Source organism: Streptomyces sp. NPDC059718, from assembly GCF_042733315.1.
Lineage (GTDB): Bacteria > Actinomycetota > Actinomycetes > Streptomycetales > Streptomycetaceae > Actinacidiphila.
In genome coordinates this window covers 247361-255464 of record NZ_JBHWGA010000006.1, presented here as the reverse complement: position 1 = coordinate 255464, position 8104 = coordinate 247361, and the positions used below count along the sequence as shown (strand labels likewise).

Genomic DNA, 8104 nt, shown 5'->3' with positions numbered 1-8104 from the left:
GCCTGCTCCACCGCATACTCGTCCAACTCCGACAGCAGACCATCCACCGCATCCCGATCCGTGGTCAGATCCCCCGCAAAGTGACGATCACCCGTGGCATCGGGCACGTACTTCACTGCGACAACGATCCTCAAGCTCACGCCTGCACTCCTACTGCTGCATGGGTACGTCAACTGCCCTTGTGAAGGCAGCATAGGCGCCTTCGACGGCGGCTCCCCGTTGGGACGCACGGCGCTCCGGCAGAAATATTACTCGCCAGTACAGCCGTCGGTCCCCCGGCAGGCAAGGGCGGGGGACTGTGACCTTGCCGACGCGGGCGTGATGGAGGGACTCAGTGGCGCAGCGCGTTGTAGCGCCCGTGGTGGTAGAGCAGCGGGCGGGCCGCTTCGCCCTCGGGGGCGCCCGCCACGGCCTGGGCGACGACGATGCGGTGGTCACCGGCAGGTATGCGGGCCACCACACGGGCGACCAGCCAGGCCTGGACATCGTCCAGGAGCGGTACTCCATACGGGCCGGGTCCCCACGCGGTGGGCGGCGCGAAGCGGTCGGCGCCGCTGCGGGCGAAGGTGGCGGCCACCTCCTCCTGGTGCTCGCCGAGGATGTGGACGCCCACGTGGGTGGCTTCCGCGACGGTGCGCCACGCGGAGCCGGTGGTGCTGATCCCGAAGGACAGCAGGGGCGGCTCGGCGGACACGGAGGTGAGGGAGGTGGCCGTGAAGCCCGCGGGGCGGGTGCCGGCCGCGGTGATGACCGCGACCCCGGCGGCGTGACGGCGGAAGACGGCACGGAAAGCGGTCGAGTCCAAGGCGGCCGGGTCGAAGGCGCCGGACACGGCGGGCGGCGGGGGCAGGGGGACCGGGGCGGGCGCGGGGATCGAGGTGGGCACCGCGCCCAGGGAGCTCGTGGCCGGCGTGCCGAGGTCGGGAGAGGCGGTCATGGAGTTGTCCTTCGTCGTGCTGTCGAGCCGGAGGGGTGCGGAGTCCTGGGCACTCAACGGCCGTGACAGCGGGCGCTCGCGTGCCGACCGAGGTCGACGTCGAAGCGGGAGTACAGAAGGAGGTCTCGCGACATAACGTCAGACTGACGATCAGACCGGCGCCGCGTCAAGGGCGCCCCGGCGGGTGGGACCGGGGTCATGGCACCTCGCGCGGTCACACCGCCGCGCCGAGCGCCGCGATGACGTCGGCCTTGCGAGGCGCGCCCGAAGCGCGCCGCACCACGGTGCCACGGGCGTCGAGGACGAGGACGGTCGGCGTCCTGACGACGCCCAGTCGGCGCACCAGGTCGAGGTGCGCCTCGGCGTCGATCTCCACGTGCCGCACGCCGTCGACCATGCCGGCCACCTCGCCGAGGGTGCGGCGGGTGACCCGGCAGGGCGCGCAGAAGGCGGTGGAGAACTGGAGGAGCGTGGCCCGCTCTCCGAGTTCCGCGCCGATCTCACCCGCCGTCAGCTGTTGTGCCGCGTCCTTGTCCCGCACCCGTACCCTTCCGTCCCTGCGCTTGTGGAGGATGCCGAAGATCCCCGCCGCCACGAGCACGGCGACGCACACCACCAGTCCCGTCATTTCGCCCCTCCCTGCCGTTGCAGCGTTCACACGACCGCCATGATTCCCGGGGGTCCGGACGGCGTCCGTTCCGGAATCATGGCCGGCATGAGCCCTCACGCCATTGATGCCCGTGGACCGCGCTTCGGCGCAAGCCTGACCAGTGTCGTCCTGGCCGCCGTCCTCGTCACCGGAAGTGCCTGGCTGCTGGCCGTCCAGGCGCTGGTGTTCGCGGTGGGCGCCGCCGCGGGTGTCCAGAACTCACCGTACGGCCTGCTGTACCGGGTGGCGGTGCGGCCCCGGCTGGGGCCGCCGACCGAGACCGAGGACCCTGCGCCGCCGCGCTTCGCGCAGGCGGTCGGACTGGCGTTCGCGGTCGTCGGGCTCGCCGGCTACGCCACGGGGCTCGCCTGGCTGGGCCTGGCGGCGACGGCCTGCGCGCTCGCGGCGGCCTTCCTCAACGCGGTGTTCGGCTACTGCCTCGGATGCGAAATGTACCTGCTGGTGCGTCGCACGACCGGGTGACGTGACGAGAATCTCGCCACGCGGCGGGCACGCGGGATGACACGGCACCCGTTTACGGGGCACGATCAGCCGGCGGCCCAAACCTACGGCCGCGTAACTTCCGCCGGGGGCCACCCCCTACGAAGAAGGGGCCCCACACATGGCCGAGCTCGTCTACCCGCCCGTCATCGGCGTCGCCCGCACCATGTTCAAGGTGCAGGGACTGCGCTTCGACATCGCCGGCACCGAACATGTGCCGCGCAAGGGCGGCGCCTTGCTCGTGAGCAACCACATCGGCTACCTCGACTTCGTCTTCGCGGGTCTGACGGCGCTCCCGGCGAAGCGGCTGGTGCGTTTCATGGCGAAGGAGTCGGTTTTCCGGCACAAGGTGTCGGGTCCGCTGATGCGGGCCATGAAGCACATCCCGGTGGACCGCTCCGAGGGCATGCACGCGTACAAGCACGCGCTGACGGCGCTGCGCTCGGGCGAGATCATCGGCGTCTTCCCCGAGGCGACCATCTCCCAGTCCTTCACCCTGAAGTCCTTCAAATCCGGTGCCGCGCGCCTGGCGATGGAGGCGGGCGTGCCCCTGCTGCCGGTCGCCCTGTGGGGCACGCAGCGGCTGTGGACCAAGGACCAGCCGCGCCAGCTGGGCCGCAACGGCTTCCCCATCGCCATCCGGGTGGGCGAGCAGATGAGGCCCCACGCGGACGAGAAGCCGGGCGCGCTGACCCGGCGGCTGCGGCTGCGCGTCCAGGAGCTGCTGGAGGACGCGCAGCGCGCGTACACCGGGCGCCCGTCGGGCCCGAACGACCACTGGTGGCTGCCCGCGCACCTGGGCGGCAGCGCCCCCACGGCGGAGGACGTCGCCGCCCGGGAGCGCGCCGCGACGGCGGAGTGACCGGGCGCGGGGGTCAGACCGGCTCGTGCACGGTGACCTCCGCGCCGGGGTTGAACCTCCGCAGGTGAGCGGCGAGTTCCTCACCGGCGGCCCGCAGGTCGGCCAACGGCATCGGATCCATCCGCTCCAGGAGGAAGAGCGCGTTGACCGACTCCTCGGTCAGCCGGGTACGGATCCCCTGCCGCCAGTTCCAGCGGCGGCAGGTGACGCCGGTCCCGTCGCGCCAGACGACCTCGCCGGGCTCGGGGTGCTCGACGGCGGGCTCACCGCCGGCCACGGTCTCGAACTTCTCGTCGCCGGTGGCCCGTACGAGGTTCATGCCGCCGTGGATGTGGTCGGTGTCCTCACCGCCGACGGGCACGAGGTGGGCGACGCTGATCGCGTTGTAGAGGTCCACCAGCCGGTTGATGCGGGGCAGTCCGCCCTCGGCGAGGGCGCGTTTGGCCAGCGCCTCCGCGGAGTTGCGGGTGCGCGAGGGCTTGGCGCCGAAGGCGGTGTACGCCGCGCGCCAGGCGGCCATGTGGGGGTCCTCGTGCGGGGCGCGGCCGCCGAGGCGCTCGGCGAGGCGGCGGGCCGCGTCGTCGAGGAGGGCCGCGCTCGTGTCGTCGCTCGGCCCGTTGAGCAGGCCGCGGGCCTCGACGGCGAGGTGGGCGAACCCGGGGGCCAGAGCGCGCACGGCGGGGTCGACGGTCAGGGTCAGGGGGGTGTGTGAGGTCATCGGTCTTCTTGGTCCGGTAGGTCGGTGGGCAGCAGCCGCCACAGGTGCGGCCGGTCGACAGCTCGCCGCAGGGCGGTGAGTACGGGGGGCGGCGGGGTGGCGTGGAGACCGGGGTAGTCGCGTTCGCCGAGTCCGGGGCGGGGCACCCAGGCCAGCCGTTCCTCCCGGAGGGAGAACCGGGCGTCGACACCGGGCTTGTTGCCGCGCGGGTCCTGCCGGGCCCAGCGGTCGTGTCCGGGCAGCTTGAGGGCGATGAGCCCGTGGACGAGGGCGCCGGTTCCGTCGTCGTCGGTGAGCCGCTGGTAGCACAGCCCCGCGGGGATGCCCTCGGCGCGCAGCAGCGCGGTCAGGGCGTGGGCCTTGGCGTGGCAGATGCCGGTGCGCTGCTCCAGGACGTCGGAGGCGCGCCATGTGACGCGCGGGTCCCCGGAGTCGGCGGAGTGCGGGATGGCGTCGCGGACGAAGGTGTAGGCCGCTTCGGCATAGTCATACGGATCGGGGGCTTCCGCCCGCAGCCGGGCGGCGGTCGCCCGCACCAGCGGGTGGTCGTGGTCGATCACCTCGTCCGCTGCGAGGTAGGCGGTCGCGTCCGCCGTCTGGGGTACCGGCTCCATGTGGCGGATACTAGGAATACGCGCAGCGATTCGGCAAATGGCTTTTCCGTAGGCAGCATACCTATGCAGCACGGGGGTGGCCGTCGTGGCCCGAGCACCCAGACGTCCCGCGAGAGCGGCGATCCTGGTCGTGCTGGCGGTGTTCACCGTGTTCCTGGTCAGCCGGGGCTGCGGCGGCCCCGAGCGGACGCCCGGCGGGCCCTCCCCCTCCTCGACGGGCTCGGCGCCCGGCACCAGCGCGGTCGCGCGCTCGCCCTTCACCGGGCTGCCCGGGCGCACCGGCGGCCCGGTCCTCGCGGTGAAGATCGACAACGTCGGGCCCGCCCGCCCGCACACCGGGCTGGACCGGGCCGACCTCGTCTACGTGGAGCAGGTGGAGTCCGGTCTCACCCGTCTGCTCGCCGTCTTCTCCTCCCAACTGCCCGATCGGGTCGGCCCGGTGCGCAGCGCCCGGGAGTCGGACCTGGAACTGCTCCGCCAGTTCGGCCGCCCCGCCCTCGCCTTCTCCGGCGCGCAGTCCAGGTTGCTGCCGGTGGTGGCGGCGGCTCCGGTGCACGACGTCTCCCCCGCTCACGCCTCTGGCGCCTACGTACGCGACGGCTCGCGCCCCGCCCCGCACAACCTGTACGCCACCCCGGAGCGGCTGCTCGCCGCGGCCCCGGACGCCTCCGACGCCCGGGACATAGGCTTCCGCTTCGGTGCCGCGCCGCCCGGCGGCACCCCCGAGCACGACCGCACCGTCCGCTACCCGAACGGCTCGGTGGGCCTGCGCTGGTCGGCCGACGGCGACCGCTGGCTGATCTCGTTCGACGGCGACCCGGCCACCACCACCGACGGCGGCAGGCTCGGCGCGCCGACGGTGGTCGTGCAGTACGTCACGGTCCGTTCCTCCGGCTTCCAGGACCGGTGGGGGAACACCTCCCCGTACAGCGAGACCGTGGGCACCGGGCGCGCGGTGGTGCTGCGCGACGGCAAGGCCTACGACGCCCGGTGGTCACGGCCCGACGCGGCCGGGGGCACGCACTTCACCACGCCCGACGGGCAGCCGGTGAACTTCACCCGCGGCCAGGTCTGGATCGTGCTGGCGCCGCTGCCCGGGTGAGCTCACGCTATGGCGCCGTCCGCCGCGGGGGGATCGGGGGCGCCCGGCGCGGCCAGCGCGGATGCCAGGTCGTCGTGGACGGTGAAGACCCGGATCGTCCGGGTGAGCCGCAACAGCCGCAACACGCAGGGACTGTCGCCGACGATGCCGAACCGGCCACCGCGGTCGAGGGTCCGCTTCCGCGCCCGGATGAGCACCGACAGACCACTGCAGTCGATGAAGCTCACCCCGCGCAGGTCCACCACGACGTCGGGCCGCGTCCCGCCGGTGACCGCGTCCAGACGCGTGGCCGCCCGCACGCCGGCGCACAGGTCGAGCTCCCCCGTCAGTTCCACCACGGTCGTGCCGCCGACCGTCCACTGCCGCACCCCGAAGTCATGCTCGTCGTCGAACATGCCCGGCCCCCCGACTGCCGCTTCCTGCTGGGCCCTTGACACGACGTGTGCGCCGCGCGTGGCGAACGCACCGCGCACACGGTCGCGTGTACGGAATACCCCCCTGCCGTACCGGGAGTCAACACATCGGACTAAACAGACAGGACGACCAGGTCCCGGGAGGTCTGGTTGAGCCGTTCCCCGCCCTCGGACGTGCAGACGGCGATGTCCTCGATGCGGGCACCGAAACGGTCCGGGAGGTAGATCCCGGGTTCGACCGAGAAGGCCATGCCCGGCTCCAGCGGACGGGAGCTGCCCGCGACGATGTACGGCTCCTCGTGCGTCTCCAGACCGATGCCGTGCCCGGTGCGGTGGATGAAGTGCTCGCCGTAGCCGGCCGCCGCGATGATGTCCCGCCCGATCGCGTCGAGTTCCTCCGCGGTGATGCCGGGGCGGACGGCCTCGGTCTGGGCGTGCTGCGCGCGCCGCAGCACCTCGTACATCTCGCGGAACTCGGCGGGCGGTTCACCGACCGCGTAGGTGCGCGTGGAGTCGGAGCAGTAGCCCTCCTGCGTGGTGCCGCCGATGTCGACGACGACCGGGTCGCCGGCCCGGATCACCCGGTCGGAGACCTCGTGGTGGGGGCTGGCGCCGTTCGGGCCCGAGGCGACGATGACGAAGTCGACGGTGGTGTGCCCCGCCTCGATGACGGCGTCGGCGACGTCCCGGGCGACCTCGCGCTCGGTGCGCCCGGCCCTGAGCCACTCCCCGATGCGGCGGTGCACCCGGTCGATGGCGCCCGCGGCCCGGCGCAGCGCCTCGGTCTCCGCCGGCGACTTGCGCATCCGCAGTTCGCGCAGCACGTCGCCGGCCAGGCTCTGCTCGGCGCCGGGGAGGGCCGTGCGGAAGGCGAGCACCTTCTCGGCCCACATGTGGTTGTCGACGGCCACCCGCGCGGTTCCCCGCGGCAGCCGGCCGGCGACCAGGGCGTACGGGTCCTCGGTCTCGCCCCAGCCGACGACCTCGACGCCGAGCGCGCCCAGCGGGGAGGCCTCGGCGCCGGGCTTCTCCAGGTGGGGCACGACCAGGAAGGCGTCGCCGAGCACCGGCAGCGCCAGGCACACCAGGCGCTCGGTGAGATGGGCGTGGTAGCCGGTGAGGTAGCGCAGATCGGGGCCCGGTGAGACGAGCAGCGCGTCGAGTCCCGCGTCAGCGGCGGCCTTGCGGGCGAGTTCGAGTCGCTCCGGGGGGTACAGGGATGCGGCAGAGTCGGTCACGACTCTTACCGTAGACGCCCCTGGCACCCGCCGCAGTCCCTTGCGTCGGCGCAGGTCGTAGGCTGGGGCGGATGGACCACCAGACCGCCCCCGGGGCGCTCCGCGCGCTCGCCGCCCGGCTGCGCGCCCTCCCGCCGTCCTGCGGGCCGGTGCGGCTCGTCGCCGTGGACGGGCACGCCGGATCCGGCAAGACGACCTTCGCCGCCGCGCTGGCGTCCGCACTGGACGGTGCTCCCGTCGTCCACCTCGACGATCTGGCCACGCACGAGGAGTTGTTCGAGTGGACCGGGCGGCTGCGCGAGCAGGTGCTGGAGCCGCTGCGCCGCGGTGACACCGCCCGGCCCGCGAAGTACGACTGGGTGGCCCGGCGGTTCGCGACGGCCCTGGAGGTGCCGCCGGCCCCCGTGGTCCTGCTGGAGGGTGTGGGGGTGGGCCGCCGCGCGCTGCGTCCCCGGCTGGCGAGCCTGCTCTGGCTGGAGGTATCCCGGGACACGGCACGGGAGCGCGGCGAGCTCCGCGACGGCCCCGCCCTGGCCGGGTTCTGGGCCGGCTGGATGCGGGCGCAGGACGCGCACTTCGCCGCCGACCCCTCCCGGCCGTTCGCGGACCTGCTGGTCCACCAGCGTCCGGAGGGCTACGAGGTACGGGAACGGCACGCGGAGAGCCCACTCGCCGACACCCTCCGTCACTGACCGTGACCGCGTGCAGCCGGTGCGCTGCACCCGCCCTGCGACCGCCGGAGCGACGCCCCAAGGTGGCTTGACCCGGGAGCCGTACAGGACTTACGTTCTCAATGCGCGGTCATCGTCGACCGCACCTCGTACGCGAAGCCCCCGGTTGTTCCCCCGTGACCGGGGGCTTCGTTCTGCCTGCAGCCGGTGATCCGGCCCCGTACGGCGGCGGATCGCTCACCCACCGTCACCACCCGCGTCGCTCTACGGCCCACCAGGCTCGCACGGGTACCATGCCAACGGGTGCGCCGCCCCGCGAAGGCGGTGCTCACCTGGCACCAACTCCCGCTTCGCGTAACCTGGTTGGAGCGGCGTACGGCGGGCGGCACCGGGGGGAAC

At 73.3% G+C, this 8104-nt stretch carries 10 protein-coding genes and 1 pseudogene; 4 read left to right on the top strand and 7 right to left on the bottom strand.

What is annotated here, in order from left to right:
* The 3 genes and pseudogenes from ACFV3E_RS10355 to ACFV3E_RS10345 form a co-directional block, all read right to left on the bottom strand.
* Positions 1-140, bottom strand: a pseudogene (locus ACFV3E_RS10355) (electron transfer flavoprotein subunit beta); the annotation flags it as partial.
* A 191-nt stretch (positions 141-331) separates the two neighbouring features.
* A complete protein-coding gene (locus ACFV3E_RS10350; RefSeq protein ID WP_500534262.1) occupies positions 332-937 on the bottom strand; it encodes a flavin reductase family protein in 606 nt (201 codons plus the stop codon).
* Between the two features lie 214 nt (positions 938-1151).
* Positions 1152-1565, bottom strand: a complete 414-nt coding sequence (locus tag ACFV3E_RS10345) for a TlpA family protein disulfide reductase (protein WP_500534261.1) — start codon at positions 1563-1565, stop codon at positions 1152-1154.
* 87 nt (positions 1566-1652) lie between these two features.
* Here ACFV3E_RS10345 and ACFV3E_RS10340 point away from each other — a divergent pair, with 87 nt between their 5' ends.
* Together ACFV3E_RS10340 and ACFV3E_RS10335 are read left to right on the top strand one after the other, a co-directional pair.
* Positions 1653-2069: a DUF4395 domain-containing protein gene (locus ACFV3E_RS10340; RefSeq protein WP_500370613.1), complete on the top strand. Its 417-nt coding sequence runs from the start codon at positions 1653-1655 to the stop codon at positions 2067-2069.
* Between the two features lie 139 nt (positions 2070-2208).
* Positions 2209-2949, top strand: coding sequence for a lysophospholipid acyltransferase family protein (locus ACFV3E_RS10335; RefSeq protein ID WP_500534260.1), 741 nt, complete (start codon positions 2209-2211; stop codon positions 2947-2949).
* Positions 2950-2962: 13 nt separating this feature from the next.
* Here the strand turns inward: ACFV3E_RS10335 and ACFV3E_RS10330 are convergent, their stop codons facing one another.
* Entirely contained in the window at positions 2963-3667 is a 705-nt protein-coding gene (locus tag ACFV3E_RS10330; protein ID WP_500534259.1) for a B3/B4 domain-containing protein, read from the bottom strand.
* Positions 3664-4281, bottom strand: a complete 618-nt coding sequence (locus ACFV3E_RS10325; RefSeq protein ID WP_500534258.1) for a transglutaminase-like domain-containing protein — start codon at positions 4279-4281, stop codon at positions 3664-3666. The genes ACFV3E_RS10330 and ACFV3E_RS10325 overlap by 4 nt, the downstream gene beginning before the upstream one ends.
* Before the next feature lie 85 nt (positions 4282-4366).
* Here ACFV3E_RS10325 and ACFV3E_RS10320 point away from each other — a divergent pair, with 85 nt between their 5' ends.
* A complete protein-coding gene (locus tag ACFV3E_RS10320) occupies positions 4367-5383 on the top strand; it encodes a DUF3048 domain-containing protein (protein ID WP_500534257.1) in 1017 nt (338 codons plus the stop codon).
* Positions 5384-5385: 2 nt separating this feature from the next.
* Here ACFV3E_RS10320 and ACFV3E_RS10315 read toward each other — a convergent pair whose 3' ends face one another.
* Both ACFV3E_RS10315 and ACFV3E_RS10310 read right to left on the bottom strand, forming a co-directional pair.
* Positions 5386-5778 (bottom strand): STAS domain-containing protein, encoded by a 393-nt coding sequence (locus ACFV3E_RS10315; protein WP_500534256.1) that lies wholly within the window; start codon positions 5776-5778, stop codon positions 5386-5388.
* 131 nt (positions 5779-5909) lie between these two features.
* Positions 5910-7034, bottom strand: a complete 1125-nt coding sequence (locus ACFV3E_RS10310) for a M24 family metallopeptidase (RefSeq protein WP_500534255.1) — start codon at positions 7032-7034, stop codon at positions 5910-5912.
* A 71-nt stretch (positions 7035-7105) separates the two neighbouring features.
* Between ACFV3E_RS10310 and ACFV3E_RS10305 the strand changes: the two genes are divergently transcribed.
* The gene (locus tag ACFV3E_RS10305) at positions 7106-7726 is read left to right on the top strand and encodes a uridine kinase family protein (protein WP_500534254.1); all 621 of its coding nucleotides are present in this window, start codon (positions 7106-7108) and stop codon (positions 7724-7726) included.
* Positions 7727-8104: the final 378 nt, after the last annotated feature.